This window comes from Propionicimonas paludicola (assembly GCF_002563675.1).
Taxonomy (GTDB): domain Bacteria; phylum Actinomycetota; class Actinomycetes; order Propionibacteriales; family Propionibacteriaceae; genus Propionicimonas; species Propionicimonas paludicola.
The window spans coordinates 1,698,319-1,724,995 of the sequence record NZ_PDJC01000001.1; the positions used below are offsets into that span (position 1 = coordinate 1,698,319).

The window sequence follows — 26,677 nt, forward strand, 5'->3', positions numbered from 1 at the left end:
GATGGGCCGGGTGCCAGTCGTGGTCCGGGTGCGAACCCTGCCACTGGATGGATTGGGTGAATCAGAGCTCGACGTTGACGCCCATGGAACGGGCGGTGCCGGCCACGATCTTCATGGCCGCGTCGATGTTGTTGGCGTTCAGGTCGGGCAGCTTGGTCTGCGCGATCTCGCGAACCTGGTCAGCGCTCAGCGTGGCCACCTTGTCCTTGTGCGGACGCGCGGAGCCACTCTTCAGGCCAGCGGCCTTCTTGATCAGCTCTGCGGCCGGCGGGGTCTTGGTGATGAAGCTGAAGGTGCGGTCTTCGTAGATCGTGATCTCGACCGGGATCACGTTGCCGCGCTGGGCCTCGGTCTCGGCGTTGTACCGCTTGCAGAACTCCATGATGTTGACGCCGTGCGGACCGAGCGCGGTACCGACCGGCGGAGCAGGAGTAGCCGCACCAGCGTTCAGTGCCACCTTGACAATGGCGGCGACCTTCTTCTTGGGAGGCATAACTAGTGGGTCCTTCTTGGTTGGTTGTCACTACATCGGACGGCCCGGGCAGGCCGCCCGCTTTCTCGCCTAGACCTTCTGGATCTGGCTGAGCGTCAGGTCGACCGGAGTCTCCCGGCCGAGGATCTCGACCAGCGCCTTGAGCCGCTGGCTGTTGGCGTTGATCTCGGTGATGGTTGCGTGCACCCCGGCGAACGGGCCGGAGGTGACCATGACCGAGTCGCCGACATTGAAGTCCGCAATCTCGATCTTCTTGGTGCTGCGCCGAGTGGTGCCGGTGGAAGCGGCGGCGGCCCGAGCCAGGGCCGCAGGAGCCAGCATCTTCTCGACCTCGTCCAGGCTCAGCGGAACCGGGGCGTTGGCGTGAGCCACGAAGCCGGTCACCGACGGGGTGTGCCGCACTGCGGCCCAGGACGCGTCGGTCAGTTCCATCCGCACCAGCACGTAGCCGGGCAGGACCGTCCGAGTGACGGTCTTGCGAGCACCGTTACGGGTCTCGATGACCTCTTCGGTCGGGACCACGGCCTCGTAGATGTAGTCCTCCATGCCCAAGGTCTTCACCCGGTTGTCCAGGTTCTGCTTGACCCGGTTCTCCATACCTGAGTAGGTGTGGATCACGTACCAGTCACCGACCTGGCTGCGCAGGTCCTGGCGCAGCTGCTCCAGGACGGCTTCCTCGTCGGCGTCCAGAGCCACCGGCTCAGGCTCCGGCTCGGGCTCAGCCGCGGTCAGGTTGGCCAGGATGTCCTCGTCGGAGGTCTCGCTGTCCTGACCGAAATCCAGGTTCAGATCCAGGTCGTCGCTGGTGGAAGCCTCGGGGAGGCTCAGATCGATCTCGAAGTCATCGTTCGGCAGGTTCTCGTCTGTGGTCACAGTTCTCGCTTCCTCAATCAGCCGAAGATCTTCAGCATTCCGGCGCCGAAAACGACGTCGAGCAGCGCCACGATCACCATCATGATCAGCACGAACACCAGCACCACGATGAAGTACTGCTGCAGCTGGCTCGGGGTCGGCCAGACGACCTTCTTCAACTCCGCGACGGACTCACGGACGAACTCGGCCGGAGTGGCCCGCCGCTCGTAATCCTCGGGGTTGCGCCGACGCTGCTTCGGAGTCGCGGCGCCCTTGCCGGACGCGCCTTCCGCACTCTGCTTGCGCACTGGACGGGCGGCTACCGCCGCCATGGCTACACGCTCGGACGCCGTGAGCTCAGCCTCGTCGACCTCGGTCAACTCGGCGGACTCGAGATCCTCAGCCGCAGCGTCGGCAGGGACGTCAGCTTCAGCCTTGTCCACATCTTCGGCCACTTGGTCGCCCTTCGCTTCCGTAGTTCCAGTGATACCTGGCGTTCGTCGGCCGAACGCCAGACCAGCAGGGCAAGAGGGACTTGAACCCCCAACCTGCGGTTTTGGAGACCGCTGCTCTGCCAATTGAGCTATTGCCCTTGGGTGGTGACCAGCTCGACCAGGTTTGCCTTGTGGGCATGGCCCAGCCGGTGTGTAGTCACCAAGTACAGGAGTGTACGGGTTTTGGCGAAGTGAGTCGAACCGAGCCGGGCCGATTAGGGCTCAATGTCCTGACCATTCAGGGTGACCCCCACAAGCACGGGTTCGGTCGACAGCAGTACACCGTAGCGGGTCGCCACCCCTTCGCGAATCGTCGCGGCCAGCGTGAGCACATCCGTTGCCGTGGCCGTCCCCGGGTTCACCAGGGCCAGGCTGTGCTTGGTCGATACCCGGGCCGCACCGACCGCGAATCCCTTGCCGAAACCTGCGTGTTCGATCAGCCAGGCGGCACTGGTCTTCACCCGTCCGTCCGGCTGCGGGAAGCGCGGCGCCTCGGCCGGAAGCCGGTCGGCCTGTTCGGGCGTGAGCAGCGGATTGGTGAAGAAGCTGCCCGCACTCCAGCTGTCCGGATCCTCAGGGTCGCAGACCATGCCCTTGCCCTTGCGCAGGGCCAGGACGGCCTCGCGCACCTGGCCCAATGGAGCCCGCTCCCCCTCGGCCACGCCGAGCCGACGAGCGAGTTCGGCGTATCGGATCGGCGCGGACAGCCCGCCCAGCCGGAACTGGAAGCTCACCGAGAGCACCACGAAGCGGTTCGGGATGGCTTTGAACAGCGAACTGCGGTAGCCGAAGTGGCACTCGGCCACACCGCGAGTGACCACCCGGTGCTCGGCCCGGTCGTAGACCCGCACCCGGGCGATGGTCTGCGCCACCTCCTGGCCGTAGGCGCCGACGTTCTGGATCGGCGTGGAGCCGGTCAGGCCCGGGATCCCGGACAGCGCCTCGATGCCGACCCACTCGTGCTCGATGGCGGCCTGGACGAAGTCATCCCACGGCTCACCGGCGGCCACGTTCACGAAGGCGCCGGCGCAGGCGGCCAGGTCCTCGATCTGCCAGCCGCGCAGCGCTCCGGTGTGCACGACCGTGCCCGTAAAGCCGTCGTCGGAGATCAGCACATTCGAGCCGCCACCCAGAATCAGCAGCGGCTCGCCGGCCGCGTCCACCTGGGCGACCGCCTCGATCAGCTCGGCCTCGGAGGTGGGGGCCAGCCAGCGACCGGCCGGGCCGCCGATCCGGAAGGTGGTGTGTGCGGCCAGCGACTCAGCCAAGGCGGACCTCGACAACTGCCGCACCGAGGACGGACTGATCCGCCACGGCGGCTTCGACCGAGATCTTGGCGATGCCCTCGGTGACCTCGGTGACCACGCCGGCGAACCGCACCTCAGTACCGTCCTCGGGCACCGGCACCGGCTTGGTGAACCGGACGTAGTAGCTGACCACGGCACCGGGATCGCCGGTCACCTCGGTGACCACGCGCAGGGCCAGCCCCATGGTGAACATGCCGTGGGCGATCACCGTCGGCAGCCCCAGGGCGGCCGCGGCCGAGTCCGACCAGTGAATCGGGTTGAAGTCGCCGGAGGCTCCGGCGTAACGGACCAGGTCGGCCCGGGTGATTCGGGTGGTGAAGCCGGGCAACACCTGCCCGGCAGTCAGCGTGGCACTCACTGGGCCTCCCCCTGGTGCAGCAGCGTGGACGACGCCACCGCCACCGGCTCACCGGCAGTGGTGGCCAACGCCACGGCGATGGTGATGAAGGCGGCACTCCCCCGCACCCGCACCTTCTCGATGGTCAGCTGGGCGGTGACCTGGTCGCCGCGGCGCAGCGGACGCGACCAGCGGAACCCCTGATCGACATGGACGGTGCGGGCCAGGCTCAGCTCGAGTTCCGGATCGGCGAACAACGACGACCAGGCCGCGCCCGCCAGCACGACCGCGAAGGTCGGCGGCGCGATCGCGTCCGTCCCGTGATAGGCCGGATTGTCCGGCTCGCCAAGGGCCGTGGCGAACTCGGCAATCTTCGGTCCGGTCACCTCATAAGGCGAGGTGGCCGGGTAGCTGCGCCCGACATGGGCCTCAGAGATCGGCATGTGCACAGGCTAGCGGCCCGACCGTGGCCCGCCGTGGAGCCGTTCGGCGCTCAGCGAGAGAGCAGACCGTGGTCGGCCAGTAGTTCCCCCACCGCGGCCAGCTGGGTGGTCGGCACCTGCACGGCGCGAGTGCCGGCCGGGACGAGGCTGAACAGCCGATCAGAGGCCGACCAGTGCGGCTGTGGCTCACCGGTGAGCAACAGCTGGTCGGAGCCGAGGAAGCGGGTGAAGCTGACCGCCTCGACCTCGCTCCAGGCCAGGCGCCAGCTCCTGGTGCCGAGGGTCTTGGTGATTCCGTCCGCGTCGAGGCTGACCTGCACCGTCCGGGCCAGCGACATCCGCCACATCGAGACCACGCTGATGGCGGTGATCGCCATCAGCGGCAGAGAGGTCGAACCGAGCAGGATCGGGGTGGCCGCGCCGACGCAGACCAGCACGAGCAGAACCAGCCCGACCCGGTGGGCCCGATCGGTGACGGCCCAGGTCATCGCAGGCCCTGCGAACGCAACGAAGCCGCCCGCGAAATCACGGGCGGCTTGGTCGAGAGCACGGTCAGCGGGTCTCGCGGTGTGCAGTGTGCTGGTGACACTTGGGGCAGAACTTCTTCAGCTCCATCCGATCCGGGTCATTACGCCGGTTCTTCTTGGTGATGTAGTTGCGCTCCTTGCACTGAGTGCACGCCAAGGTGATCTTCGGCCGAACGTCGGCTGCCTTCTTGGCCATCAGACTTCCTTCTCTTTCACTCGCTAGGTGCTAGCTGGTAGCGGGAGCGGGACTTGAACCCGCGACACAGCGATTATGAGCCGCTTGCTCTACCGCCTGAGCTATCCCGCCCCCGTTCGGACTTCCATCACTGGACACGGGCGGTAACTCCGTAAATCCGAACGCAGAGCCCCCATGCGGAATCGAACCGCAGACCTTCTCCTTACCATGGAGACGCTCTGCCGACTGAGCTATAGGGGCCGGACAGCGGTTGAGACTACCTCACCAAAGGGGTGGTCCCCAAATCCGCCGTTTCGGGCCCTCGAATCCGGCCATTTCGACCCTCACTTCGGGCTCCGCGGAGCCCCTGACCAGCGGGGACGATCCGGCCTCCGACAGTCACAGTTCGGCCCGGAATCGGGCCATCTCGACCCGTCCGTCCCGAACCACGACGCCCTCCCCGGCCAGCAACTCCGACGCCTCCACAACGTACGGAGCGGCGATGGTGCCGTCCGAGCGCACCACCCGCCACCAGCAGGTCGAGCCGCCGCTGGTCGACAGCACCCGGGCCACCAAACGGGGTCCGCAGCCGACGACTTTGGCCAGATCGCCATAGCTACTCACTCGACCCGACGGGATGGCCGCAGCGGCCAGCAGGATGCTGTCGCTGAGGTCGGCCATCGAGGGGGTCACAAACTCACTCTAGGCCGAAGCCGGAAGGCTACCTAGGGTGGAGATCGAACAGAGGAGCAGCGATGAGCGATTTCCGAGTTGAGCACGACACCATGGGCGAAGTGCGGGTCCCCGCCGACGCCCTGTATGCCGCCCAGACCCAGCGAGCAGTCGAGAACTTCCCGATCTCCGGGCTCCGGCTGCCCGGCATCCAGATCGCGGCGCTGGCCCAGCTCAAGCGGGCTGCGGCCTTGGCCAACGCCGAGCTGGGCGTGATCGCCGACGACCTGGCCCAGGCCATCGTGGCCGCAGCGGACGAGGTGATCGCCGGCACTCACCCCGACCAGTTCCCGATCGACGTCTTCCAGACCGGCTCGGGAACCTCGTCGAACATGAACGTGAACGAGGTGATCGCCACCCTGGCCGGTCGGCGACTGGGTCGTCCGGTGCACCCGAACGACCACGTGAACGCCTCCCAGTCGTCCAATGACGTGTTCCCCTCGGCGATCCATATCGCCGCAGTCCAGTCCATCCAGACCACCCTGCTGCCCGGCCTGCGCACCCTGCAGACCGCCCTGGAGGCGAAGTCGGAGGAGTTCGCGGACGTGGTGAAGGCCGGTCGCACCCACCTGATGGACGCGACCCCGATCACCCTGGGCCAGGAGTTCAGCGGATACGCCACCCAGCTGCGCTACGGGATCGACCGGGTCCGGGGCACTCTCCCCCGGCTCAGCGAGTTGGCGCTGGGCGGCACTGCGGTCGGGACCGGGATCAACACCCCGCCCGGCTTCTCGGCACGGGTGATCGCCTTGGTCGCAGAGCACACCGGGCTGGGCTTCGTGGAGGCGCCGAACCACTTCGAAGCGCAGGCCGCCCAGGACGCTCTGGTCGAGGTCTCCGGGGCGCTGCGGACGGTCGCAGTGTCCCTGGTCAAGATCGCCAACGACCTGCGCTGGATGGGTTCGGGGCCGCGCGCAGGGCTGGCCGAGATCCACCTGCCCGACCTGCAGCCGGGGTCCTCGATCATGCCGGGCAAGGTGAACCCGGTACTGCCCGAGGCCACCGTGATGGTGGCCGCCAAGGTAATCGGCAACGACGCGACCATCACCTTCGCCGGCACCCAGGGCAACTTCGACCTGCTGGTGATGCTGCCGGTGATGGCGCACAGCCTGCTGGAGTCGATCAGCCTGCTCGGCAAGGTCAGCGGACTGCTGGCCGGACGCTGCGTGGACGGGATCGTGGCCGACGCCGAGCGCTGCCTGCGGCTGGCCGAGTCGTCCCCGTCGATCGTGACCCCGCTGAACCGGACCATCGGCTACGAGGCGGCCGCGAAGATCGCCAAGCACGCGGTGGCCCAGAACCTGACAATCGCCGAGGCCGTGGCCGACCTGGGCTACCTGGAACGCGGCGAGCTCACCGCCGAGCAGTTGGCCGCAGCGCTGGACGTTCGGGCGATGACCGGCCGCTGAGATAGGCTCCCGCTGAGGCATGCAAAAGGCCCCTGGCTAGGAGGTACTCCTCACCAGGGGCCTTGCTGCGTGGCAGGTGTAGGGTTCGAACCTACGTAGGCTGAGCCGACGGTTTTACAGACCGCTCCCTTTGGCCACTCGGGCAACCTGCCGTGCCGGGACAGCGTAGCAAAGCAGATCGCTGCTTTCGAATCGGGCACAATGGCGTCCATGGCAGGTGAGAGTTCATTCGACATCGTCAGCAAGGTCGACCGTCAAGAGGTCGACAACGCCCTCAACATGGCGTCCAAGGAGATCCGGAATCGGTACGACTTCAAGGGCACCGGAGCCGAGATCCGCTGGTCGGGTGAGGCCATCGAGATGGAGGCCGGCGGCGAGGAGCGGGTCAAGGCCATCCTCGACGTGTTCCAGACAATGCTGGTCCGCCGCAAGATCGACCTGAAGTGCCTGGACGCCGGCGAGCCGCGGATCTCCGGCAAGATCTGGAAGATCACCGCCACCACCAAGCAGGGCATCAGCCGGGAGAACGCGGCCAAGATCGTCAAGCTGGTCCGTGACGCGGGACTGAAGAACGTCCGCACCCAGGTGCAGGGCGAGGAGCTGCGGGTCTTCAGCAAGAGCCGTGACGACCTGCAGAAGGTCCAGCAGATGGTCCGGGAAGCCGACTACGACTTCGCCGTCCAGTTCGACAACTACCGCTAGTCCGTCGGCCGACCGAGAGACAGCCATGGGCCAGACCCCCTATCTGCGGCTGGACGTCGCCCGGATGGAGGCGAACCTCGCCGCCGCCGCGCACAGTTGCGCCCAGGCAGGGGTGGGGTTGCGTCCCCACGCCAAGACCCACAAGTGCCCGCAGATCGCCGAGCGCCAGCTGGCCGCCGGAGCGGTCGGGCTGACCGTGGCCACCATCGGCGAGGCCGAGGTGTTCGCCGGTGATGGGGCCCGCGACCTGTTCATCGGCTATCCGCTGTGGGTGGACGAGGCTGATCGGTCTCGGCTGGCTGCGCTGACCGCGACCGGAGTCCGGCTGACGATCGGCTGCGACAGCGTCGAAGCCGGCACCCGGCTGGCCGGACTGGACGTCTCGGTGCTGGTCGAGCTGGACTCCGGACACCATCGCAGCGGTGTGCCCGCCGAGCGCGCTGGTGAGCTGGCCGCCGAACTGAGCGAGCTCGGCCTGGACGTGGCCGGCGCCTTCACCTTCCCTGGCCACAGCTACTCCCCCGGTGCCGGCGCCACGGCAGCCGAACAGGAGACCGCCGCACTGGCCCAGGCTCGAGACGAACTGCGGTCCTCCGATGTGGAGACTCGTGTGCTCAGCGGTGGCTCGACGCCGTCCCTGGCCTACAGCGGCACAGTAGCCAACGAGCTGCGTCCGGGCGTCTACGTCTTCGGGGACGCCCAGCAGGTCGAACTCGGCACCATCGGCTTCGACCAGGTGGCCCTGACCGTGATCTCGACGGTGGTGTCCCACGCCGGCGGCCGAGTGATCTGCGATGCCGGCAGCAAGGCGCTCGGCGCCGATCGGGCCGCCTGGGCCACCGGATACGGCCGGGTCCTGGACGTCCCTGACGCCCGGATCGTGGCGCTCAGTGAGCACCACACCACCATCGAGTGGCCGGGAGCGCTGCCGGGCCTGGGCAGCACCGTGGCCATCGTGCCGAACCACGCCTGCAATGCCGTGAACCTCAACGAGTACTACCAACTGAGCAGCGGCGGACGCTGGCCGGTGGCCGCCCGAGGACGGAACAACTGATGCGGATCGCCACCGTCAACGTGAACGGGATCCGCGCGTCGGTGCGCCGCGGCTTCGTCGAGTGGCTGCAGGAGCGCCAGCCCGACCTGGTCGCACTGCAGGAGGTGCGGGCGCCGCTGTCGGAGGTCCCTGACGTCGCCCACGCCGGCTACCACTTCGCCTACCACCCCGGCGACCGGGCCGGACGCAATGGCGTCGCCCTGCTCAGCCGGGTGGCGCCCGAGGCGATCCGCGAAGGGTTCGGCTACCGCCACGACTCCGAGGGCCGCTACCTGGAGGCCGACTACGACCTGTGCGGCTGGCGGCTCACCGTGGCCTCGCTGTATCTGCCCAAGGGCGGTCGCAACGACGACACCGAGGCCGAACGGGCCCGCTACCAGCACAAGCTCGCCTTCCTGCGCAGCTTTCGGCCCTACCTGACCAAGGCCCGGCTGGCCGCCAAGGCGCGCGGCCGGGAGTTCCTGGTGCTGGGCGACTTCAACATCGCCCACACCAAGCAGGACCTGCGCAACTGGCGAGGCAACCAGCAGTCGGTCGGCTTCCTGCCCGAGGAGCGCGAATGGCTGGGCAGCGTGCAGAGCCCGCGCACGCTGGTGGACGTGGTGCGCCGGCTGCACCCGGACGCGGACGGCCCCTACTCCTGGTGGAGCTGGATGGGCAACGCGTTCACCAACGACACCGGCTGGCGGATCGACTATCACCTGGCCACCCCGGAACTGGCCCAGGCTGCGGTGAATGGCGGCACCGATCGCGCCGAGTCCTATCCGGCCCGGATCAGCGATCACGCCCCGGTCGTGGTCGACTACGCCGACCCGGCCGGGCGCTGATCAGTCCAGCGGAACGAAGTAGGACTCGACCTCGGCGCGGCTGACCTCGTCCAGGCTGCCGTGCGCCCAGCGCGGGTTGCGGTCCCGGTCGACCAGCTGCGCCCGCACCCCCTCGATGAAGTCCGGACCGGTGGTCAGCCGGACGGCCAGAGCCAGCTCCTGGTCGTACTGGGCGACCCGGTCGCCGAACGCGGCCGCCCGTCGCAGCGCTTCCAGGCTGACCGCCAGGCTGAGCGGCGAACGCTTGGCCAGCTCGTCGGCGGCAGCCCGGGCCGCCGGATCGGCGTGCTCACCCAGTCGGCCGAGGATCTCGACCGGGTCGTTCCCGGCGTAACACTCGGCGATCCAGGACCCGGCCAGGCTCGGGTCGGGCTCGGGAACCGGCCCGGCGCAGTCGTCGGCCAGGCCCAGCCGCAGCGCGTCCGCGGCATTGATGCTGGCTCCGGTCAGCGCCAGGTGGGTGCCGATCTCGCCGGGCAGGCGGGCCAGCAGCCAGGAGACGAAGACGTCGGGGAACAGCCCGATCTGGGTCTCCGGCATGGCCAGCCGGCTGGTGGCGTCCACCGTGCGGTGTGAGCCGTGCACCGAGATGCCCAGGCCGCCGCCCATGGTGATCCCGGTCATCCGGGCCAGGTACGGCTTCGGGTAGGTGGCGATCAGCAGGTTCAGCCGGTACTCGGTCTCGAAGAAGCCGCGGACGTCACCCCCGGACAAGACCAACTCCCGCAACTGCCGGACGTCCGCGCCCGCGCACAGGCCGCGCTCACCGGCTCCGGTCAGCTGGACCTGGCGGATCTGCGGGTCCTGGGCGAACTCGACAGCGGCATCGGTGAACTGCTCGAGCATCTCCACGGTCAAGGCATTGATGGCGGCCGGGCGATTCACCTCGATCATACCGATGCCGGCCTCGCGGCGGACGTTCAGGGTCGGTTCAGCCATCTTCTGGTTGAGGGAGGTCAATGCGGTTGTGCTCCTGAATGTGGCGGTACAGCAGTATTCCGAGGGCGGCCAGCGCCGCGCAGCCGATGGCGACCATGTCGTTGCGCCAGGCCAGGCTGCCGGCGCCGTAGGCGAGAAGGATCGTGGTGATGGTGACCGCGGTGCCGATGATCCGCTTGCCCGGCTTGGCCAGCGGCAGCAGCAGGCCACCCCAGGTGAGGTACCAGCTGTTCAGCGCGATTCCACCGAAGGCGAAGATCAAGTAGGACCAGCTCAAGAAGGTGATCGGACGACGCCGTCCGGTGGTGATCGCCAACCAACCGATGGCCACCACGGTGACCCCGAGACCCACGTAGCGCAGCGCGTCCATGGCCAGCTGGCCGGTGGCCGGGCGTCCCAGCGACTCCAGCAGGAACCGCAGGCCGGCTCCCACCAAGGAGAACGGAGCCAAGGTGAGCACCTTGCCCGGGACGTCCGCGGCCTGGACCCAGCCGTAGCCGAGCCCGGTGGCCGCCGTGATCGCCACGAAGGTGCCGACCGCAGTGGCCAGGCTCAGGGTCAGCCGGCGCAGCGCCCGCCAGCTGTCCGCCCAGCGCAGCCGGGTCCACGGGTGCCCGACCAGCGCCACCGGATAGAAGGCGAGAATGGCCGGTTGCTTGATGCAGGCGGCCACCCCGACCAGCACAGCAGCCACCCAGAATCGCCAGTCGTAGCCGGGACGGTCGTGCAGATCGCTGCGTAGCTCCGGCTCGGCCGCGGACACTCCGGGACGACCGACCACCAGCCACAGAGCCAAGACCACCAGGCCCATCATCAGCCCGTCGTTGTGGGCGCCGCCGACCAGGTCGATGATCAGCACCGGGTTGATCGCGGAGAACCAGGCGGTCATCGCCGGGTCAGCGCCCATCCGATGGGCGATCCGAGGCAGGTAGACCGTGATCAGGCCGACCCCGACCAGGGCCGGCAGCCGCATGGCCAGCGTGGAAAAGTACGGGTCGTTTCCGGCGAGCGCCACCAGGCCGTGGAACATCTCCAGGCTGAGCGGCGGGTACATGGCGGTGGTGTAGCGCCACAGCCACACCGTCTGGTCGGCGAAGGCTCCGGGCAGCACGCTGATCGGGTTCAGGTAGGGGTTCAGCCCGTTCTGCAGCAGCCAGCCCTCAGCGGCATAGGCGTAGGCGTCATGGCTGAAGATCGGCGGCGCGAAGAGCATGGGCAGGCTCCACAGCAGGGTCACCGGCCAGTGCTTGACCTCGTGGTAGAGGCTGGGTCGAAGCCGGAACCAGGCTTCGATCAGCAGGGCTACCCCGAGACCGACCAGTGCCGTCCCCAGTGCCCTGCCGACCCAGTTGTCCAGCCCGATCCAGCGAACCAGATCCCACCAGGGAGAGTTCTGCGGCAGGTAGGCCGGAGTCAGCGAGCCCAACACGATGCAGGCTGAGCCGAGCAACCCGCGGCGCACCGGACGGTGCCGCCAGGCGCGGGCCAACTCGCGGCGCATCGCCGCCAGCCGTCGATCCGGTTCGGCGGCCGGCTGCGGGGTCGTCGATACCTCGCGCGCGGATCCGAGCGGGGCAGACGACATGACCCCAGCCTAACCGGGGCCGGACCCCTCCGATGGCCCCTCGATCCCACCGCGAACAGGCCCCCGACCGACGACAATGGTGGCGAAGTTGCCTACTCCGGCCCGGCGTGGAGCGCCTAGACTTGCCCGGCGCCATACTGGGCAACCGAGAGAGACACCGCATGACAGACGTAGCGACCGTCGACAACGTCGTAATCCGCTTTGCGGGCGACTCCGGAGACGGGATGCAGCTGACCGGCGACCGGTTCACCCACGATGCCGCGGCCGCCGGAAACGACTTCTCGACGCTGCCCAACTTCCCTGCCGAAATCCGCGCGCCAGTAGGCACTCTTGCCGGAGTATCCAGCTTCCAGCTGCAGTTCGCCGCCCATCACGTCCACACCCCCGGCGACCGGGTGGACGTCCTGGTGGCGATGAACCCGGCGGCCTTGAAGGCCAACATCGCCGACCTGCGCAGCGGCGGCGTCCTGATCGTCGACAACGCCGACTTCACGGCGCGCAACCTGGCCAAGGTCGGCTACACCGAAGACCCGCTCACCGACGGCAGCCTGGACGACTTCCAGGTGCACTCCTTCGACCTCTCGGCGCTAGCTGTGGGTGCGGTCAGCGAGCTGGGCCTGAACCGGCGCGAGGCGCTGCGCACCAAGAACATGTTCGCGCTCGGACTGCTGGACTGGCTCTACACCCGTCCCGAGGCAGTCACCATGAACTTCCTGGAGCGCAAGTTCGCCGACCGCCCGCCGCTGCTGGCCGCCAACGTGGCCGCGCTGAAGGCCGGCTTCGCGTTCGGCGAGACCTCCGAGCTCTTCCATCACCGCTACGTGGTGCCGCCGGCACCGATCACGGCCGGCACCTACCGCCGGGTCTCGGGCAACCTGGCCCTGGCCTACGGCCTGTTGGCCGGGGCCGCCAAGGCCGGCCTGCAGCTGTTCCTCGGCGCGTACCCGATCACGCCGGCCTCCGACGTGCTGCATCACCTGGCCCGGCTGAAGTCGTCCGGCGTGATGACCTTCCAGGCCGAGGACGAGATCGCCGCGGTCGGCGCCGCGGTCGGGGCATCCTTCGCCGGTCAGCTCGGGGTGACCGCCACCTCCGGGCCGGGAATGGCCCTGAAGGCCGAGACCATCGGCCTGGCCGTGATGCTGGAGCTGCCGCTGGTGGTCTGTGACATCCAGCGCGCCGGACCGTCCACCGGGATGCCCACCAAGACGGAGCAGGGTGACCTCACCCAGGCCCTGTTCGGACGTCCGGGCGAAGCGCCGCTGCCGGTGATCGCCGCCCAGTCCCCGGCCGACTGCTTCACCGCCGCCTACGAGGCAGCCCGGATCGCGATCGAGTTCCGGACGCCGGTGATCCTGCTCTCCGACGGCTTCCTGGCCAACAGCTCCGAGCCGTGGCAGGTGCCGCAGCTGTCCGATCTGCCCGACATCAGCCCGAACTTCGCCACCGAGCCCAACCGTCCCGACGGCGGGTACTGGCCCTACCTGCGAGACGAGCGGCTGGCCCGCTCGTGGGCGATCCCCGGCACCCCTGGCCTGGAGCACAGGGTCGGCGGCCTGGAGAAGGCGGACGGTTCGGGCGGCATCTCCTACGACCCGGCCAACCATGAAGCCATGGTGCGGCTGCGTCAGGACAAGGTGGAGCGGGTGGTCGAGCTGGTCCCCGACCTCACCGTCGACGACCCGGACGGCACCGCCGAGCTGCTGGTGCTGGGCTGGGGCTCCAGCTATGGCCCGATCCAGGCGGCGGCCCGCCAGGTCCGCGAGGCCGGCCACGCGGTGGCCATCGCCGGCCTGCGACACCTGAATCCGTTGCCGGCGAACCTGGGTGAGGTGTTGCGCCACTACCGCAAGGTGATCGTCCCGGAGTTGAACCTCGGCCAGCTGGCCATGGTGCTGCGGGCCCGCTACCTGGTGGACGTGACCAGCTACACAAAGGTGACCGGGCTGCCACTGTCCCAGGCCGAACTGGCCGCCGATCTGATCTCGATCATCAAGGAGGATCTGCGATGAGCGAGCCGTCGATCACCGGTCTGAGCGGAGTGCCGCTGTCCCTCGAGCCCCTGGTCCGTAAGGACTTCGTCTCCGACGCCGAGGTGCGCTGGTGTCCCGGCTGCGGTGACTACGCGGTGTTGGCCGCCTTCCAAGGTCTGCTCCCCGAACTCGGCATCCGCCGGGAGAACACCGTGATCGTGTCCGGGATCGGCTGCTCGTCGCGGTTCCCGTACTACCTGGACACCTACGGAATGCACTCGATCCACGGCCGGGCGCCGGCGATCGCCACCGGGATCGCCATGACCCGTCCGGACCTGGCGGTCTGGGTGGTCACCGGCGACGGGGACGCCCTGAGCATCGGCGGCAATCACCTGATCCACGCGCTGCGGCGCAACGTGAACATCACCATCATGCTGTTCAACAACCGGATCTACGGCCTGACCAAGGGCCAGTACTCCCCCACCTCCGAGCGCGGCAAGGTGACCAAGTCGTCCCCGGTCGGCTCTGTGGACGCCCCGTTCAACCCGATCTCGCTGGCGCTGGGCGCGGAGGCCACCTTCGTGGCCCGGACCGTCGACTCGCATCGGGCGCACCTGAACGAGGTGCTCACCGCCGCGGTGAACCACCGGGGAGCCTCTCTGGTGGAGATCTACCAGAACTGCCCGATCTTCAACGACGACGCCTTCGCCGGACTCAAGGCGGCCGACGGCGGGCTGATTAACCTGCGCCATGGCGAGCCGGTGACCTTCGGCCCGGACAACTCGATGGGCGTGATCCGGCGTCCGGACGGTAGCCTGGCCACCGCCCCGGTGGCCGAGGTCGGGCTGGCCCAGGTGATCGTCCACGACGCCCACGCGGACGACCCGCAACTGGCCTTCGCGCTGTCCCGGATCACCGACTCCGGCGGGCTCAGCCTGGCCCCGGTGGGGATCTTCCGGGACGTCCAGGCACCCAGCTATGACGATCTGGCCCGGGCGCAGCTGCAGCCGGCCGGTGATCAGCCGAAGCGCCTGGCCGACTTGCAGCGACTGATCACCGGCGAGGAAACCTGGACCGCCTGACAGTTGGGGCGATGATGGGCGCATGCAGATCGACGAGGGAGCCCTCGATCAGGCAATCGCGTCCGGGCGGTTCAGCGGCGTCGTCGCCGTCGACACCCGTAGCGACTCCCTGTTCGAGCGATGCACCGGGCTCGCCAACCGGGCTTTCAAGACTCGCAACAGCCGCACCACGCGGTTCGGCATGGCCGGCGGGAGCATGATTTTCACCTCGGCCGCCGTGTTGAGCCTGGTCGACGCCGGACTTCTCACCTTGTCCACCCGAGTGCGCACCCTCGTCGGCGACGACATCCCCACGCTGGATCCGGCGATCACCGTCGAGCACCTGCTGTCACACTCCTCAGGCCTGTCGGACTACCTCGATGACCTGGATCACTGGCACCCGGCCGACTATCTGCTCCCAGCGGCACCCCAGGTGCTGGCCGAGACCGTGGGCTATGTCCCCGAACTGAACCGGCGCCGCCAACTGTTCCCCCCTGGCGCCCGTTTCTCCTACTCCGACTACGGCTTCATCGTTCTCGCCCTGGTGATCGAGCGAGTCACCGGCCGCGGCTTCCACGACATCGTGCGCGAGAAGGTCTTCCAGCCGGCCGGACTGACCCGGACCGACTATCTTCGCTCCGACGAGCTGCCGGCCAATGCCGCCATCGGCTATCTGGAGGATGCCGGCGAGCGGACCAACATCTTCCACCTCCCGGCCCGCGGCAATGGCGACGGCGGCTGCTACACCACGGTGGACGACCTGCGCAGCTTCTGGCGGGCACTTCTGGCCGGCGAGATCATCAGCGCAGAGTTGGTGGAGCAGATGATCCATCCCCGCTGGGACATCCCCGAGGAAGGGTTGCGCCATGGGCTGGGGGTCTGGCTGCACCCGACCAGCGTCGGTGTGATCGCAGACGGCTGCGATGCCGGAGTGTCCATGCGGTCGATCTACAGTCCGCTCACCGGCGAAACAGCCACCGTCCTCGGCAACACCTCCGAGGGCGCCACGCCGATCGCACAGGCACTTCTGGCACTGTTTGGCTAGTCCCGACCAACACCTACGGGCGTTGCCTCCGGCCAGTCAGCATCACCGGCTAGCCTTGCCGTCGTGAGCCCTTTCGACCTTGATCCGACCGTCCGTCCCCAAGATGATCTGTTCCGCCATGTCAACGGGCATTGGCTGGACACCGTCGAGATTCCCTCCGATAAACCGGCGGCCGGAGTCTTCCTCGATCTGCGGGACGACTCGGAACGGGCCATTCGCGACATCGTGACCAGCCTTGAGGGCTCCGTCCCCGGCTCCGAAGGCGCCCTGGTCGAGCATCTGTTCGGCAGCTTCATGAACACCGAGCAGGTAGAGGCGCGTGGCCTGGACCCGCTCCAGCCGCTGCTGGCCGAGATCGATCAGATCGGCGATGTGGACGCCCTGCTGGACTACTTCGGCCGAAGCCTGCGCCGCGGCACCGGTGCCCCGCTCGGCCTCGAGGTGGACGCCGACCCCGGCGACCCGACCCGCTACGCGCTGTTCCTCAACCAGGACGGCATCGGTCTGCCCGATGAGGAGTACTACCGGCTGCCCACCCACGCCGAGAAGTTGGTGGCCTACCGCGACCACATCGATCGCAGCCTGACCATCGCCTCGATCAGCGCCAGCGCGTCCGACGCCGTCCTCACTCTGGAGACCGCGATCGCCGCCCGGCATTGGGACAAGGTGCGCACCCGCGACCTGCGCCAGATGTACAACCCGACCGACTGGGCCGAGCTGGACGCCTCCGGAATCGCCTGGACCCGGGTGCTCACGGTAGCCGGGGTGCCGCAACTGGATCAGGTGATCGTGGCCCAGCCGAGCTTCCTGGCCGACCTGGCCGAGCTGCTCACTGCCGAACACCTGGAGGCCTGGAAGGACTGGTGCCGCTGGGCGCTGGTCTCCAGCCTCTCCCCCTACCTGCCCGAGCCGCTGGTCCAAGCGCGCTTCGACTTCTACGGCACCGTCCTGCAGGGCACCCCGCAGCTGCGCGAGCGGTGGAAGCGCGGCATCGACCTGGTCCAGGGCGCGCTGGGCGAGGCGGTCGGCAAGCTGTACGTCGAGCGGCACTTCCCGCCATCGGCCAAGTCGCGGATGGACGAACTGGTCGGCCGGCTGCTCGAGGCCTACCACACCTCGATCTCGCAGCTGGATTGGATGACCGAGGACACCAAGGCCGAGGCACTGGCCAAGCTGGCCGCCTTCACTCCGAAGATCGGCTACCCCGAGGTCTGGAAGGACTACTCGGGCCTGGTGGTCGTCCCCGACGACCTGATCGGCAACGTGCTGCGGGTCACCGACTTCGCCCTGGCCGATGAGCTGGGCAAGCTCGGCGGGCCGATCCGCAGCTGGGAGTGGTTGATGACCCCGCAGACGGTCAACGCCTACTACCATCCGCTGCGCAACGAGATCGTGTTCCCGGCCGCGATCCTGCAGCCGCCCTTCTTCGATGCCGACGGCGACGACGCCTGCAACTATGGCGCCATCGGTGCGGTGATCGGCCACGAGATCGGGCACGGCTTCGACGATCAGGGCTCCACCTGCGACGGCGAAGGCCGGCTGCGCGACTGGTGGACCGAGGACGACCGGGCGGCCTTCACCGAGCGGACCAAGGCGTTGATCGCCCAGTACGACGCGCTCACCCCGGCGCAGCTGTCCGAGGAGCACGTCAACGGCGAGCTGACCATCGGTGAGAACATCGGCGACCTCGGCGGCTTGTCGATCGCCTACAACGCCTGGCGGCTCTCCCTGGGCGACGCCGAGCCGGAACCGGTGGACGGGATCCCGGCCGCGCAGCGGTTCTTCCTGTCCTGGGCCCGGGCCTGGCAGACCAAGCGCCGCGATGAGGCACTGCGCCAGCAGATCAGCACGGATCCGCATTCCCCTGAGGAGTTCCGCTGCAATCAGGTGGTGCGTAACGTCCCAGCCTTCTACGAGGCCTTCGGCGTCACCGAGACCGACGACGCCTGGCTGGCGCCCGAGGACCGGGTGAAGATCTGGTGACCGATCGTCCCGCGGTCCGCAACACCCTGGCGCGCGGCGCCTACCGGGAGTTCCGCCGGGTCTCGGCCATCCTGCGGCTGGAGTCGGTCGGCGGCATTCTGCTGCTGGTCGGCGCCGTGGCCGCGCTGCTGGTTGCCAACCTGGCGCCGGGCTTCTACGGCTGGTTGCGCGACGTGCATCTGGGCGGTGAGTTGTTCGGGCTGGACCTGAACCTGAGCCTCGGCCACTGGGCCGCCGACGCCCTCCTGGCACTGTTCTTCTTCCTGGTCGGGCTGGAGTTGAAGCAGGAGTTCGTCACCGGCGAGCTGCGCAACCCGCAGACTGCCCTGGTGCCGGTGGTCGCCGCCTTCGGCGGCGTCGCCGTCCCGGCGCTGATCTACTTCGGGTTCACCTTCACCGATCCGGCGACCAGCCACGGCTGGGCGATCCCGGCAGCGACCGACATTGCTTTCGCCTTGGCCGTGCTGGCGGTGATCGGCTCGCATCTGCCGGCGGCGCTGCGCACCTTCCTGCTCACCTTGTCGGTGGCCGATGACCTGATCGCCATCACCATCATCGCGTTCTTCTACACCTCGGACTTGCGGCTGGGGTTCCTGGCCGCGGCTCTGGTCCCGCTGCTCGCCTTCGGGCTGCTGGTGAACCTGGCCCAGGGCTTCTGGCTGCGCAACCCGGTGGCCAGGGTGACCCTGCTGGTGGTGGCCGGAGTGACCACCTGGGTGCTGGTCTACTCCTCCGGGGTGCATGCCACCGTGGCCGGCGTGCTGCTGGCCTTCTGCGTGCCGGTCCGTCCGCCCAAGGACAGCAGCTTCACCGACGGCCTGGCCGAGGTCTTCGACCATCGGCTGCGGCCGCTCTCGGCGGGCTTCGCGGTCCCGGTGTTCGCCTTCTTCTCCGCAGGCGTCACCCTGGGCGGCTGGGACGGCTTTGTGGCCGCGGCCACCAGCAACATCGGCCTCGGCGTGATCCTCGGCCTGGTGGCCGGCAAGGTGATCGGGATCACCGGCTCCACCTGGCTGGTCACCCGGCTGCGCCACGCCCACCTCGACCCGGACTTGTCCTGGGTGGATCTGTTCGGCCTGTCGATTCTGGGCGGGATCGGCTTCACCGTCTCGCTGCTGGTCAGCGAGCTGACCTTCGGTCAGGGCTCGCCCCACGACGATGTCGGCAAGGTGGCGGTGCTCACTGCTTCGGTCCTGGCCGCACTACTGGCCGCCGTCGTCCTGGGCGCCCGGAACCGGCACTACCGGGCCATCGCCGAGTCCGAAGAAATGGACGCCGATGCCGACGGCGTCCCGGACAAGTTCGCCGGCGCCTAGAACTCCGCGGCCACGAACGGGTGCTGCCAGCCGACCTCGGCCTCCAGCTGGGTCGCCAGGCTGAGCAGCAGCGACTCCTGGCCGAACCGGCCGCCCAGCATCACGCCGATCGGTAGCCGGATCCCGTCGATCTGCGCGGTGCGCAGCGGCAGTGAGATGGCCGGACGCCCAGAGAGGTTGAACACGCTGGTCCACGGGGTGAACCGGGTCTGGGCGGCGAAGTCGGCGGCCGGGTCGTCGTCGTCGCGGATCGCCCCGATCGACAGCGGCGGCTGGGCCAGGGTGGGCATCAGCACGGCGTCATAGCCGTCCCAGGCCTCGGCGACCTCCACAGTCAACTGCTGCACCGCCCCGGCGGCTCCGGCGTAGGCCAGGCCGGACGTGTTGCGCCCCACCTCGCGCAGCCACCGGGTCAGCGGACGCAACAGCGGCTCGGCCTCCGGTGGCAGCGGGATGCTGGCCGCGCCGACCGCCCACAGGGCTTGGAAGGCGGCCCAGCGCTCCACCGGGAACGGGACCGGCGCCTTGACCACGTCGTGACCCAGAGCGGCCAGCTGGGCGGCAGTCTGCTCGGCCGCCGTGCGGCAGGCCGGATGGACGTCGGCCTCGGCGATCACCGGGGTGGTCAGCACGCCGATCCGCAGCCGGCCGGGATCCCGCCGGGAGGCGGCCAGGAAGCCGTCCGGCTGGCTCGGCACGAAGTACGTGTCGCCGGGCCGCTGGCCGGCCAGCACGTCCAGGGCCAAAGCCGTGTCGGCCACCGTCCGGCTGAGCACGCCGTCGCTGACCAGGCCCGGGCCGGGCACACGTCCACGCCCCGGACTGATCCGGCCACGACTGGCCTTGAGCCCGACCAGGCCGCAGCAGGAAGCCGGGATCCGAATCGACCCACCACCGTCGGAGGCCTGGGCGATCGGGGCCAGCCCGGCGGCCACGGCCGCTGCCGCCCCGCCACTGGAGCCGCCGGCCATCCGCGTCAGGTCCCAGGGAGTCCGGGCCGGCTCGCCGGTGGCCGGCTCGGTGTAGCAGGGCAGGCCGAACTCGGGGGTGGCGGTCTTCCCGGTGCAGACAGTTCCGGCATCGGCCAGCCACTCGACAAGGTCGTCGCTGACCTCCGGCACATAGCCGACCATGGCCGCACTGCCGGCCTCCATGCCGATCCCGGCCACGGCGTTCAGGTCCTTGATCGGGCAGGGCACCCCGGCCAGCGGGCCGACCTGCTCACCGGCCGCCAACCGGGCGTCCAGGAGCTCTGCAGTGCGCAGCGCGAGTTCGGGAGTGAGCCGCGCGAAGGCGCCCAGTCGACCGGCGAGCCGCTCCGAGCGCTCCAAGTGTGCGGACGCCACCTCCACGGCGGTCAGCTCGCGGCGGCGGACCGCCTCGGCCAACTCCACCGCGGAGCGGCTGGTGAGTTCCATCAGACCGAGCGGCCGATGACCGAGTCGCACAGCGCCGACAGCGCCTGCTTGGCCGACCCTTCGGGCAGTGGCGCCAAGAAGCTGCGCGCCACCTCGGCCCTCCGGTTCACCTCAGCCCGGGCCTTGGCCAGCGACGAGTGCGCCCGCATCAGGGACAACGCCTCGCTCAGGTCGTCATCGTCGCTGAGATCGGAGTTGAGCAACTCCAGCAGCCGCGCGTCGGCCGGATCGGTCGACTCCCTGGCCAGCAGCGTCGGCAGAGTCGGCACGCCGGCCCGCAGGTCGGTGCCCGGCGTCTTGCCGGAGGTGTCGGACTCGATGTCCAGCAGGTCGTCGCTGAGCTGGAAGACCACACCGATCTCTTCACCGAAGGCGGTCAGCGCCTTCAGCTGGCCGGCCGGCAGGCTGGAGACCATGCCACCGAAGGCCGTGGAGGCTGCGATCAGCGAGCCGGTCTTGTCGGCCACCACGTTCAGGTAATGCTGCAGCGGGTCTTCGCCGTCCAGCGGACCGACGGTCTCGGCGATCTGGCCTTGGACCAACCGGGAGAAGGTCTCGGCCTGCAGCTCGACGAAGTCCGGGCCGAGCCCGGCCACGATCCGCGAGGCGCGGGAGAACAGGTAGTCACCGACCAGAATCGCCACGGTGTTGCCCCAGCGGCTGTTGGCGCTGGGGGCGCCCCGGCGCAGGTCGGCCTCGTCCATGACGTCGTCGTGGTAGAGGCTGGCCACGTGGGTGAGCTCCATCACCACGGCGGCGCGGATCGCGGCGTCCTCGTCCAAGTTGGGCGAGATCAGGCCGGCCAGCACCACGAGTAGCGGACGGAACCGCTTCCCGCCGGCGTTGACGATGTGGCGGGACGCCTGGGTGACGAACTCGGTGTTGGCCGCAGCCACCTCGTGCAGTCGCTCCTCCACCCGCTCGAGAAGCTCGGTCACCCGAGCGGTGAAGGCGGGGTCGAAGTCTTCGATCGGCGGCTGCTGGTCGGTCACGGCGGTCAGCATAGCCCTACCGCAGGAAGGTTCCGACAGCCGTGGCCAGGTCCAGCAGCTGACCGGGGAACAGACCCAGGTACAGCGTTGCCGCAGCGCCAACGACTAGCGGAACCAGCGTGAAGGCGCTGGCCCGACCCACCTCGACTCCGGCCACCGGCTCGCCGAAGAACATCGCGATGATCACCTTGAAGTAGACATAGGCCGCCACCACACTGGCCACGATCGCCACGATGACCAGCCAGGCGAACCCGCCATGCCAGGCCGCGGTGAACACGGCCCACTTGCCGATGAAGCCACCGGTCAGCGGGATGCCCGCGAAGCTGAGCATGGCCAGAGCGACCACCGAAGCCAGGAACGGGTTCCTGCGACCCAGCCCGGACCAGCCGGCGATCGAGTGCACCTCGCCCGCGGCATCGCGAACCATGGTCACGGCCGCGAAGGAGGCGATCGTGGCGAAACCGTAGGCGGTCAGGTAGAACACGATCGAGGCCACGCTGCTGGACGCACCGGCGGCAGTGCCCACCGAGGCGCCGACCACGGCCACCAGGATGAACCCGGCGTGCGAGATCGAGCTGTAGGCCAGCAGTCGCTTGATGTCGGTCTGAGCCACGGCGATCACCACGCCGATGACCATGGTCAGCACGGCGATCGTGGCCAGCAACGGCTGCCAGGTCCAGCGCTCGCCGCCGAGGGCAACGAAGAACACCCGGAGGACGGCCATCACGGCGGCCAACTTGGTGCAGATGGCCATGAAGGCGGTCACCGGAGTCGGCGCACCGACGTACACGTCCGGCACCCAGTTGTGGAACGGGACGGCGCCGATCTTGAACAGCAGGCCGATCGCCAGGAAGGCCATGCCGGTGTACAGCAGGCCGCGGCCGTAGACCGGGTCGCTGATCGAGGCGGCGATCTCCCGGAACCCGAAGGAGCCGGAGAAGCCGTACACCAGGGCGATGCCGAACAGGAAGAAGGCCGAGCTCAGCGCACCGAGCAGGAAGTACTTCAGCGCCGCTTCCTGGCTGAGCAGCCGACGCCGGCGAGACATCGCCGACAGCAGGTACAGCGGCAGCGACATGACCTCGAGCGCGACGAAGGCGGTGATCAGGTCATTGGCTGCGGCGAAGACCAGCATGCCCGACAGCGAGAACAGGGCCAGCGGGAAGACCTCGGTGTGCTCGTGGCGCGCCACGGCGGCCTCGGACTCCGGCAGGCTGCCCGGGACAGCCGCGGCCGATGCGGCAAACGCCGTGGCGCCATTGGCCAGCCGACGCTCGGCGAACAGCAGCAGCGAGAGCAGGCCGAAGACCAGCAGGGCGGCCCAGGCCAGGTAGGCCGGTCCGTCCAGGACCATCGAGGCAACCACCAGGGTGCCGGTGCGCTGGTTCATGAAGTTGTCGATCAGCATGGCCAGTGCGGCGACCAGCGAGACCACCATCAGGCCGACCTGGCTGACCATCCGGTAGGGACGGGCCACCGCGGCCTCGATGATGACGCCGAGGATGGCGGCCGTCAGCACGATCAGGACCGGCGCGAGCTCCAGCCACTCGAACGTCGGAGCAGTGATGTTCACTTGCCTTCCTCTCCAAACGGCGCCACCGGGTCAGGGGCCCCCACGTGACTGATCGTGGCTGCGGCGGTCGGGTTGATCACGTCCAGCGCGATCCCCGGGACGAAGCCGAGCAGCAGGATGATCGCCAGCAGCGGCGCTGCCACCCACTTCTCCCTGGCGTTCAGGTCGCTGGTGAAGTGGGTACTGGCCGCTTCAGTGACCGGTCCGGTCATGGTGCGCTGGTACATGAGCAGGATGTAGACCGCAGCCAGCACGGTGCCGAGCGCAGCCACTGCGGCCGGCCAGGGCTGCCGTGACCAGGCACCGGCCATCACCATGAACTCAGAGACGAAGCTCGACATGCCGGGCAGGGCCAGGCCGGAAAGGCCGGCCATCAGGAACACACCGGCCAGCACCGGGGCGACCTTCTGCACTCCCCCGAAGTCGGAGACCAGGGCCGAGCCGCGCCGGCTGATCAGGAACCCGATCACCAGGAACAGCGCCGCCGTGGAGAAGCCGTGGTTGAGCATGTAGAAGATCGAGCCGGACACTCCGACCGTGGTGAAGGTGTAGATGCCCAGCACCATGAAGCCGAAGTGGCTGATCGAGGTGTAGGCGACCAGCCGCAGCAGGTTGGAGCTGCCGATCGCGGCCACCGCACCGTAGATGATGCTGATCAGCGCCAGGATCACCATCACCGGGGCCACCCACAGGCTGGCCTCCGGGAACAGGCCCAGGCAGAACTTGATCATCCCGAAGGTGCCGATCTTGTCCAGGATGCCGACCAGCAGTACCGAGGTGCCCGGCGTCGCCTGCTCGGCGGTGGTGGGCAGCCAGGTGTGCAGCGGGACCATCGGCGCCTTGACGATGAAGGCCACCAGGAAGCCGATCATCAGCCAGCGGCCCAGGTCGGTGCCGATCGGCAGCTTGGCCAGCTCGGACAGCAGGTAGGTCGGAGTTCCGCTCAGCTCGGTGGAGACCACCCCGAGGCCGACCACGCTGACCAGCATGACCAGGCCACCGGCCAGGCTGAACAGCAGGAACTTCAGGGCTGCCGCCGCCCGCGCCTCGCCACCGAAGCCGCCGATCAGGAAGTACATCGGGATCAGCGTGGCCTCGAAGAAGAGGTAGAACAGCAGGACGTCATCGGCCATGAAGGTGAACAGCGACAGGCTCTCCAGGAAGAGGACCAGCGCCACGAACACCTGCGGGCTCCACCGTCCGGCGTTCGGCAGCTTCCATTCGGCCAGCAGCACCATCGGGGTGAGCAGGACGGTGAGAATCACCATCAGCACGCTCATGCCGTTGAGGCCGAGTGCCCACCAGGCACCGAAGGCCTGAATCCAGGGCACCTGCTCGGCCAGAGCCGCGCCGCCTACGTACAGGGTGGTCACCACGATGCCGACCACTGCGGTGATCACGGCGAAGAACATGCCGAGCACGCGGGCCAGCTCCTTCACCGGGAGCAGCAACGTCACCGCGCCGACCAGGGGCACCAGACCCAGGAAGGTCAGCCAAGGGATTGTCATCTCTAGTTCCTCCCTCAGCCCAGCTGACTGAGAATCACGATCACGCCCACCAGCACAACGCCGAGGGTCATGGTCAGGGCGTAGCTTCTGACCTGGCCGGTCTGCAGCTTCCTGACTTGGTTGGACAGGCCGACCGTCAAGGTTGCGAGGCCACCGACCCCGCCGTCGATCACCCGGTCGTCATTGGCGACCAGGCCGCGGGCGGCCAGCATCGTCGGACGAACCACCACGGTTTCGTTGACCAGATCGCCGAACAGGTCGTTGCGGCCGGCCACCGTGAACGGGTTGCGCGAGGCCGGAGCCTCGGCCGGAACCGGCTGACGGCCGAACAGGTACCAGCCCAGGGCCACGCCGGCGGCCACGATCAGCATGGTCAGCCAGCCGATCGGACCAGGCGCAATCGAGATCTCCTGGACGTGGTTGCCCACGGCCGGTTCGAGCCAATCCTGGATCCACCAGTTCATCAGCGCGCCGGCGCCGACGGAGAACACGGCGAGGATGATGAGCGGCACCGTCATCACCAGCGGCGACTCGTGCGGGTGCACGCCCTCGCGCCAGCGCTTCTCGCCGAAGAACGTCATCAGCATCAGGCGGGTCATGTAGAACGCGGTGATGCCCGCGCCGACTAGCGCGGCGATCCCGGCCACAGTGCTCACCTCGAAGGCGGCCTCGATGATGTGGTCCTTGGAGAAGTAGCCGGCGAAGAAGGGGAACCCGATGATCGCCAGGTAGCCCATGCCGAAGGTGAGGAACGTAATCCTGGTCACCTTCGCCAGCGCTCCGTAGTGGCGCATGTTCACGTCGTCATCCATGGCGTGCATCACCGAGCCGGCACCCAGGAACATGTTGGCCTTGAAGAAGCCGTGGGTGAGCAGGTGGAAGATGGCGAAGGCATAGCCGACCGGGCCGAGGCCCGCGGCCAGCATCATGTAGCCGATCTGGCTCATGGTGGAGCCGGCCAGCACCTTCTTGATGTCGTCCTTGCTGGTACCGATCCAGGCGCCGACTAGCAGGGTGACCGCACCGACCACGACCACGGCGGTGGAGGCCACCGGCGAGATCGAGAAGATCGCGTGGCTGCGGACGACCAGGTACACACCGGCGGTGACCATGGTGGCCGCGTGGATCAGCGCCGACACCGGAGTGGGGCCTTCCATGGCGTCCAGCAGCCAGGCCTGCAGCGGAACCTGGGCGGACTTACCGCAGGCGCCCACGAGCAGGAGCAGGCCGATCGTGGCGACCCAGAAGGAGTCCAGGTGCTCGGCGCCGGCGTTGACCGCGGCGAACGAGGAGCTGCCGAACAGGGCCAGCATGCTCATCACGGCCATGGTCAGGCCGAGGTCGCCCACCCGGTTCATCACGAAGGCCTTCTTGGCCGCGGCGGCAGCCGACGGCTTGTGCTGCCAGAAACCGATCAGCAAGTACGAGGCCAGACCGACCCCCTCCCAGCCGACGAACAGCACCAGGTAGTTGTCAGCCAGCACCAGGGTGAGCATCGCCGCGATGAACAGGTTCAGGTAGGCGAAGAAGCGTCGACGCCGCTCGTCGTGGGCCATGTAGCCCACCGAGTAGACGTGGATCAGCGCACCGACGCCGGTGATCAGCAGCGCGAACAGGATCGACAGCTGGTCGATCAGCAGTCCGGCGGTCACCTTCCAGGTTCCGGCCGCGATCCAGGTGTACAGCGGCACCGAGATGGCCCGGGACGACTCGTCGGCGAGCAACTGGGAGCCGAACAGCGTGGCGGCGATGGCGAAGGACGCGGTGACCGCAGCCACCCCGAGCCAGTGACCGACCTGGTCCAGCAGGCGTCCACCGAGCAGCAGGATCGCCGCGGAGATCGCCGGGATGGCGATGATCAACCAGGCATAGCTGGTCAGGCCGGTGGCCAGCACCGGGGCGAATGTCGTTTCCAGACTGATCATCAGTTGC

General features: G+C 68.4%; 25 protein-coding genes and 4 tRNA genes. 9 read left to right on the forward strand and 20 right to left on the reverse strand.

Annotated elements, in window-relative coordinates; translation table 11 throughout:
- Positions 1-61: 61 nt before the first annotated feature.
- The 12 genes from rplK to ATK74_RS07875 all read right to left on the reverse strand — a co-directional run bounded on the left by rplK (position 62) and on the right by ATK74_RS07875 (position 5,321).
- Entirely contained in the window at positions 62-493 is a 432-nt protein-coding gene (gene rplK, locus ATK74_RS07820; protein WP_098460504.1) for a 50S ribosomal protein L11, read from the reverse strand.
- A 69-nt stretch (positions 494-562) separates the two neighbouring features.
- Complete coding sequence (gene nusG / locus ATK74_RS07825) at positions 563-1,366, reverse strand: transcription termination/antitermination protein NusG (RefSeq protein WP_098460505.1); 804 nt, start codon at positions 1,364-1,366, stop codon at positions 563-565.
- Between the two features lie 17 nt (positions 1,367-1,383).
- The gene (gene secE / locus ATK74_RS07830; RefSeq protein ID WP_098460506.1) at positions 1,384-1,800 is read right to left on the reverse strand and encodes a preprotein translocase subunit SecE; all 417 of its coding nucleotides are present in this window, start codon (positions 1,798-1,800) and stop codon (positions 1,384-1,386) included.
- A gap of 65 nt (positions 1,801-1,865) precedes the next feature.
- Positions 1,866-1,938 (reverse strand) — tRNA-Trp (locus ATK74_RS07835).
- Positions 1,939-2,054: 116 nt separating this feature from the next.
- The gene (locus ATK74_RS07840; protein ID WP_098462130.1) at positions 2,055-3,107 is read right to left on the reverse strand and encodes a UDP-N-acetylmuramate dehydrogenase; all 1,053 of its coding nucleotides are present in this window, start codon (positions 3,105-3,107) and stop codon (positions 2,055-2,057) included.
- Positions 3,100-3,504, reverse strand: a complete 405-nt coding sequence (locus tag ATK74_RS07845) for a MaoC/PaaZ C-terminal domain-containing protein (protein WP_098460507.1) — start codon at positions 3,502-3,504, stop codon at positions 3,100-3,102. The genes ATK74_RS07840 and ATK74_RS07845 overlap by 8 nt, the downstream gene beginning before the upstream one ends.
- The gene (locus ATK74_RS07850) at positions 3,501-3,926 is read right to left on the reverse strand and encodes an FAS1-like dehydratase domain-containing protein (RefSeq protein ID WP_098460508.1); all 426 of its coding nucleotides are present in this window, start codon (positions 3,924-3,926) and stop codon (positions 3,501-3,503) included. The genes ATK74_RS07845 and ATK74_RS07850 overlap by 4 nt, the downstream gene beginning before the upstream one ends.
- A gap of 50 nt (positions 3,927-3,976) precedes the next feature.
- Entirely contained in the window at positions 3,977-4,414 is a 438-nt protein-coding gene (locus ATK74_RS07855) for a hypothetical protein (RefSeq protein WP_098460509.1), read from the reverse strand.
- A gap of 64 nt (positions 4,415-4,478) precedes the next feature.
- A complete protein-coding gene (gene rpmG / locus ATK74_RS07860; RefSeq protein ID WP_098460510.1) occupies positions 4,479-4,649 on the reverse strand; it encodes a 50S ribosomal protein L33 in 171 nt (56 codons plus the stop codon).
- A 35-nt stretch (positions 4,650-4,684) separates the two neighbouring features.
- Positions 4,685-4,760 (reverse strand) — tRNA-Met (locus ATK74_RS07865).
- A gap of 56 nt (positions 4,761-4,816) precedes the next feature.
- A tRNA-Thr gene (locus ATK74_RS07870) sits at positions 4,817-4,889 on the reverse strand.
- Positions 4,890-5,027: 138 nt separating this feature from the next.
- On the reverse strand, positions 5,028-5,321 hold the full coding sequence (locus ATK74_RS07875) for an MGMT family protein (RefSeq protein WP_211283311.1): 294 nt from the start codon (positions 5,319-5,321) through the stop codon (positions 5,028-5,030).
- 62 nt (positions 5,322-5,383) lie between these two features.
- Here ATK74_RS07875 and ATK74_RS07880 point away from each other — a divergent pair, with 62 nt between their 5' ends.
- On the forward strand, positions 5,384-6,769 hold the full coding sequence (locus ATK74_RS07880; RefSeq protein WP_098460511.1) for a class II fumarate hydratase: 1,386 nt from the start codon (positions 5,384-5,386) through the stop codon (positions 6,767-6,769).
- 70 nt (positions 6,770-6,839) lie between these two features.
- Here the strand turns inward: ATK74_RS07880 and ATK74_RS07885 are convergent.
- Positions 6,840-6,921: transfer RNA gene (locus ATK74_RS07885), tRNA-Tyr, on the reverse strand.
- A gap of 58 nt (positions 6,922-6,979) precedes the next feature.
- Between ATK74_RS07885 and ATK74_RS07890 the strand changes: the two genes are divergently transcribed.
- The 3 genes from ATK74_RS07890 to ATK74_RS07900 are packed head-to-tail and all read left to right on the forward strand — an operon-like array spanning position 6,980 to position 9,352.
- A complete protein-coding gene (locus tag ATK74_RS07890; protein WP_098462136.1) occupies positions 6,980-7,471 on the forward strand; it encodes a YajQ family cyclic di-GMP-binding protein in 492 nt (163 codons plus the stop codon).
- A gap of 25 nt (positions 7,472-7,496) precedes the next feature.
- The gene (locus tag ATK74_RS07895) at positions 7,497-8,525 is read left to right on the forward strand and encodes an alanine racemase (RefSeq protein ID WP_098460512.1); all 1,029 of its coding nucleotides are present in this window, start codon (positions 7,497-7,499) and stop codon (positions 8,523-8,525) included.
- Positions 8,525-9,352, forward strand: a complete 828-nt coding sequence (locus ATK74_RS07900; protein WP_098460513.1) for an exodeoxyribonuclease III — start codon at positions 8,525-8,527, stop codon at positions 9,350-9,352. Before ATK74_RS07895 ends, ATK74_RS07900 begins: the two co-directional genes overlap by 1 nt.
- Here the strand turns inward: ATK74_RS07900 and ATK74_RS07905 are convergent, their stop codons facing one another.
- Positions 9,353-10,291, reverse strand: coding sequence for an enoyl-CoA hydratase/isomerase family protein (locus ATK74_RS07905; protein ID WP_098460514.1), 939 nt, complete (start codon positions 10,289-10,291; stop codon positions 9,353-9,355).
- Positions 10,284-11,876, reverse strand: coding sequence for a polyprenol phosphomannose-dependent alpha 1,6 mannosyltransferase MptB (gene mptB, locus ATK74_RS07910; protein ID WP_098460515.1), 1,593 nt, complete (start codon positions 11,874-11,876; stop codon positions 10,284-10,286). The genes ATK74_RS07905 and mptB overlap by 8 nt, the downstream gene beginning before the upstream one ends.
- A 161-nt stretch (positions 11,877-12,037) precedes the next feature.
- Here mptB and ATK74_RS07915 point away from each other — a divergent pair, with 161 nt between their 5' ends.
- From ATK74_RS07915 to nhaA, 5 genes are all read left to right on the forward strand, one after another.
- Positions 12,038-13,888 carry a 2-oxoacid:acceptor oxidoreductase subunit alpha gene (locus tag ATK74_RS07915; RefSeq protein ID WP_098460516.1) on the forward strand — a complete coding sequence of 617 codons (1,851 nt, stop codon included), beginning with the start codon at positions 12,038-12,040 and terminating at the stop codon, positions 13,886-13,888.
- Positions 13,885-14,931: a 2-oxoacid:ferredoxin oxidoreductase subunit beta gene (locus tag ATK74_RS07920; protein ID WP_098460517.1), complete on the forward strand. Its 1,047-nt coding sequence runs from the start codon at positions 13,885-13,887 to the stop codon at positions 14,929-14,931. Before ATK74_RS07915 ends, ATK74_RS07920 begins: the two co-directional genes overlap by 4 nt.
- A gap of 22 nt (positions 14,932-14,953) precedes the next feature.
- A complete protein-coding gene (locus ATK74_RS07925) occupies positions 14,954-15,955 on the forward strand; it encodes a serine hydrolase domain-containing protein (protein WP_098460518.1) in 1,002 nt (333 codons plus the stop codon).
- A 63-nt stretch (positions 15,956-16,018) separates the two neighbouring features.
- Entirely contained in the window at positions 16,019-17,938 is a 1,920-nt protein-coding gene (locus ATK74_RS07930) for a M13 family metallopeptidase (RefSeq protein ID WP_098460519.1), read from the forward strand.
- The gene (nhaA, locus tag ATK74_RS07935; protein WP_098460520.1) at positions 17,935-19,254 is read left to right on the forward strand and encodes a Na+/H+ antiporter NhaA; all 1,320 of its coding nucleotides are present in this window, start codon (positions 17,935-17,937) and stop codon (positions 19,252-19,254) included. The genes ATK74_RS07930 and nhaA overlap by 4 nt, the downstream gene beginning before the upstream one ends.
- Here nhaA and ATK74_RS07940 read toward each other — a convergent pair.
- Genes ATK74_RS07940 through nuoL form a run of 5 tightly spaced genes read right to left on the reverse strand, consistent with a single transcriptional unit; the run spans position 19,251 to position 26,670 of the window.
- Entirely contained in the window at positions 19,251-20,672 is a 1,422-nt protein-coding gene (locus ATK74_RS07940) for an amidase (protein ID WP_098462139.1), read from the reverse strand. The genes nhaA and ATK74_RS07940 overlap by 4 nt on opposite strands.
- A complete protein-coding gene (locus ATK74_RS07945; protein WP_098460521.1) occupies positions 20,672-21,676 on the reverse strand; it encodes a polyprenyl synthetase family protein in 1,005 nt (334 codons plus the stop codon). Before ATK74_RS07945 ends, ATK74_RS07940 begins: the two co-directional genes overlap by 1 nt.
- 4 nt (positions 21,677-21,680) lie before the next feature.
- Positions 21,681-23,237, reverse strand: a complete 1,557-nt coding sequence (gene nuoN, locus ATK74_RS07950) for an NADH-quinone oxidoreductase subunit NuoN (protein ID WP_098460522.1) — start codon at positions 23,235-23,237, stop codon at positions 21,681-21,683.
- Positions 23,234-24,745 carry an NADH-quinone oxidoreductase subunit M gene (locus ATK74_RS07955; protein ID WP_098460523.1) on the reverse strand — a complete coding sequence of 504 codons (1,512 nt, stop codon included), beginning with the start codon at positions 24,743-24,745 and terminating at the stop codon, positions 23,234-23,236. Before ATK74_RS07955 ends, nuoN begins: the two co-directional genes overlap by 4 nt.
- 14 nt (positions 24,746-24,759) lie before the next feature.
- A complete protein-coding gene (nuoL, locus tag ATK74_RS07960) occupies positions 24,760-26,670 on the reverse strand; it encodes an NADH-quinone oxidoreductase subunit L (protein WP_098460524.1) in 1,911 nt (636 codons plus the stop codon).
- Positions 26,671-26,677: the final 7 nt, after the last annotated feature.

Bases quoted from the DNA above. Each gene is read 5' to 3' on its own strand.
- rplK (WP_098460504.1), bottom strand. From the start codon at position 493: ATGCCTCCCAAGAAGAAGGTCGCCGCCATTGTCAAGGTGGCACTGAAC.
- ATK74_RS07850 (WP_098460508.1), bottom strand. From the start codon at position 3,926: ATGCCGATCTCTGAGGCCCATGTCGGGCGCAGCTACCCGGCCACCTCG.
- ATK74_RS07855 (WP_098460509.1), bottom strand. From the start codon at position 4,414: ATGACCTGGGCCGTCACCGATCGGGCCCACCGGGTCGGGCTGGTTCTG.
- rpmG (WP_098460510.1), bottom strand. From the start codon at position 4,649: ATGGCCAAGAAGGCAGCCGACGTTCGGCCGAAGATCACCTTGGCGTGC.
- ATK74_RS07880 (WP_098460511.1), top strand. From the start codon at position 5,384: ATGAGCGATTTCCGAGTTGAGCACGACACCATGGGCGAAGTGCGGGTC.
- ATK74_RS07890 (WP_098462136.1), top strand. From the start codon at position 6,980: ATGGCAGGTGAGAGTTCATTCGACATCGTCAGCAAGGTCGACCGTCAA.
- ATK74_RS07895 (WP_098460512.1), top strand. From the start codon at position 7,497: ATGGGCCAGACCCCCTATCTGCGGCTGGACGTCGCCCGGATGGAGGCG.
- ATK74_RS07900 (WP_098460513.1), top strand. From the start codon at position 8,525: ATGCGGATCGCCACCGTCAACGTGAACGGGATCCGCGCGTCGGTGCGC.
- ATK74_RS07905 (WP_098460514.1), bottom strand. From the start codon at position 10,291: ATGGCTGAACCGACCCTGAACGTCCGCCGCGAGGCCGGCATCGGTATG.
- mptB (WP_098460515.1), bottom strand. From the start codon at position 11,876: ATGTCGTCTGCCCCGCTCGGATCCGCGCGCGAGGTATCGACGACCCCG.
- ATK74_RS07915 (WP_098460516.1), top strand. From the start codon at position 12,038: ATGACAGACGTAGCGACCGTCGACAACGTCGTAATCCGCTTTGCGGGC.
- ATK74_RS07920 (WP_098460517.1), top strand. From the start codon at position 13,885: ATGAGCGAGCCGTCGATCACCGGTCTGAGCGGAGTGCCGCTGTCCCTC.
- ATK74_RS07925 (WP_098460518.1), top strand. From the start codon at position 14,954: ATGCAGATCGACGAGGGAGCCCTCGATCAGGCAATCGCGTCCGGGCGG.
- ATK74_RS07940 (WP_098462139.1), bottom strand. From the start codon at position 20,672: ATGGAACTCACCAGCCGCTCCGCGGTGGAGTTGGCCGAGGCGGTCCGC.
- ATK74_RS07945 (WP_098460521.1), bottom strand. From the start codon at position 21,676: ATGCTGACCGCCGTGACCGACCAGCAGCCGCCGATCGAAGACTTCGAC.
- ATK74_RS07955 (WP_098460523.1), bottom strand. From the start codon at position 24,745: ATGACAATCCCTTGGCTGACCTTCCTGGGTCTGGTGCCCCTGGTCGGC.
- nuoL (WP_098460524.1), bottom strand. From the start codon at position 26,670: ATGATCAGTCTGGAAACGACATTCGCCCCGGTGCTGGCCACCGGCCTG.